The sequence below is a fragment of the Streptomyces sp. genome (assembly GCF_050698815.1).
Taxonomy (GTDB): domain Bacteria; phylum Actinomycetota; class Actinomycetes; order Streptomycetales; family Streptomycetaceae; genus Streptomyces.
Genome location: NZ_JBOHCV010000387.1, coordinates 1 through 1,858, shown reverse-complemented (window position 1 = coordinate 1,858; position 1,858 = coordinate 1). Strand labels below are relative to the sequence as shown.

Annotated in this window: 2 protein-coding genes; one reads left to right on the top strand and one right to left on the bottom strand. The window is 74.1% G+C overall.

The window, feature by feature from the left end:
- Nucleotides 1-121 precede the first annotated feature (121 nt).
- Nucleotides 122-1,303, bottom strand: a complete 1,182-nt coding sequence (pdhA, locus tag ACRDP3_RS14270; RefSeq protein ID WP_431517298.1) for a pyruvate dehydrogenase (acetyl-transferring) E1 component subunit alpha — start codon at nucleotides 1,301-1,303, stop codon at nucleotides 122-124.
- 193 nt (nucleotides 1,304-1,496) lie between these two features.
- Here pdhA and ACRDP3_RS14265 point away from each other — a divergent pair.
- Nucleotides 1,497-1,858: Lrp/AsnC family transcriptional regulator (locus ACRDP3_RS14265; protein WP_431517297.1), on the top strand; the 362-nt coding region annotated here is incomplete at its 3' end.

Sequence of the window (1,858 nt, the reverse complement as noted above, 5' to 3'; positions counted from 1 at the left end):
GTTCCGCCCGGCCGCTGCGCACGGGCGGCGGCCGGGTGCGGCGGAGAACCCGCCGCCGCTGCGCTGCCGGCCGTGCCCACGGCCGTGTCCGCGGTGCCCGCGGTGGTACCGGTGGTACCCATCAGGCGTCCCCTCCCGGCTGTCCGCCCTCGCTGGTGAGCTTCTCGTCCCCCGCGTCCGACTCGGCGTCCGACTCCGCGTCCAGCTCCGCGCGCAGCTGCTCGGCCTGCTGCCGCAGCTGCGTCGTCCGCCGCGCGTAGACGTGATCGAACAGGTCCATCGGGCGGCGGTCCGGCTCCTGGTGCATACGCTCCCGCAGGTCGTGCGCCATCCGCTCCGCCCCCTCCGCGGCCGCGCGTTTTCCGGCGCCGTCCAGCAGACCGCGCTCGCGCAGCTCACGCTCGAGCAGCGCGACCGGGTCGTGCTCGCGCCAGGCGGCGACCTCGGCGGACTCCCGATAGCGGGTGGCGTCATCGGCGTTCGTATGGGCGTCGATGCGGTAGGTCACCGCTTCGACCAGCGAGGGACCATCTCCGGCCCGGGCCCGTTCGACCGCGTCCGTGAGCACCTCGTGCGTGGTCGCCACGTCGTTTCCGTCGACCAGCCGGCCCGGCATGCCGTAGCCGACCGCCTTGTGGGCGAGGGTGGGCGCCGCCGTCTGCTTCGCCAGCGGTACGGAGATCGCGAAGCCGTTGTTCTGCACCAGGAAGACCACCGGAGCCTGCCAGACGGCCGCGAAGTTGAGCGCCTCGTGGAAGTCGCCCTCGCTCGTGCCGCCGTCCCCGACCATGGCGAGCGCGACCACGTCATCGCCCTTGAGGCGGGCGGCGTGTGCGAGCCCGACGGCGTGCGGCAGCTGGGTGGCCAGCGGCGTGCTCAGGGGGGCGACGCGGGCCGCCCGCGAGTCGTAGCCGCTGTGCCAGTCCCCACGCAGCAGTGACAGCACCGCCACCGGGTCCAGCCCGCGGGCGACGGCGGCGAGCGTGTCGCGGTAGCTGGGGAACAGCCAGTCCTGCTCCCGGAGGGCGAGGGCCGCCGCGACCTGGGCGGCCTCCTGGCCGGTGGAGGAGGGATAGACGGCGAGCCTGCCCTGCTTGGTGAGGGCTGTCGCCTGCTCGTTGTAGCGGCGGCCGCGCACCAGCTGCCCGTACAGCTCCCGCAGCAGCTCGCCGTCCAGCTCGGCCCCGGTGCCCAGCAGCCGGTACGGTTCCCCGTCCGGCAGCAGGGGCGCCGGGTCACGGCGGGGGCGCCAGGCCGGGGGCGGTGCGAGGCGGTAGCCGCCGCGCTCCTCGAGGACCGTCATGACGAGCACCTCCTGGTGTGGGGGTGTTGGTGGGGCCGGCGGTGGGCCTGATGGACACGGAAGCGGGGTCACTCCTCTACCGATTGTTCGGTCGCCGGCGCATTTTGGCTACAGGCGGCCGCAGCCTGTGGACAACTTGCCCGTTGGTACGTTCGATGGACGCAGGACGTCCATCGAGGGGAGGTCGACAGGCATGCCGGACGGACAGATGGCCGGAGCGGCCGGCGCCGACGACGCGACGGGCGCGGGCGGTCCCGGCGACGCACCCACCCGGCCCCCCGCCCGCCCCCTCGATCCGGTCGACCGGGACATCCTGCGGCTGCTGCGCGCCGACGGCCGGGTGTCGGTACGCGCGCTCGCCGAGCAGGTGCACGTCTCCCGCGCCAACGCCTATGCCCGCATCAACCGGCTGCTGGACGACGGCGTGATACGCGGCTTCGGCGCCCGTATCGACGAGGAACGCGCCGGGCAGGGCACCTCGGCCTACATCACGCTCAAGATCGTGCAGGACTCCTGGCGCAGCGTCCGTGAGCGGCTGCTGGAGCTGCCGGGCGC

Bases quoted from the DNA above. Each gene is read 5' to 3' on its own strand.
- pdhA (WP_431517298.1), bottom strand. From the start codon at position 1,303: ATGACGGTCCTCGAGGAGCGCGGCGGCTACCGCCTCGCACCGCCCCCG.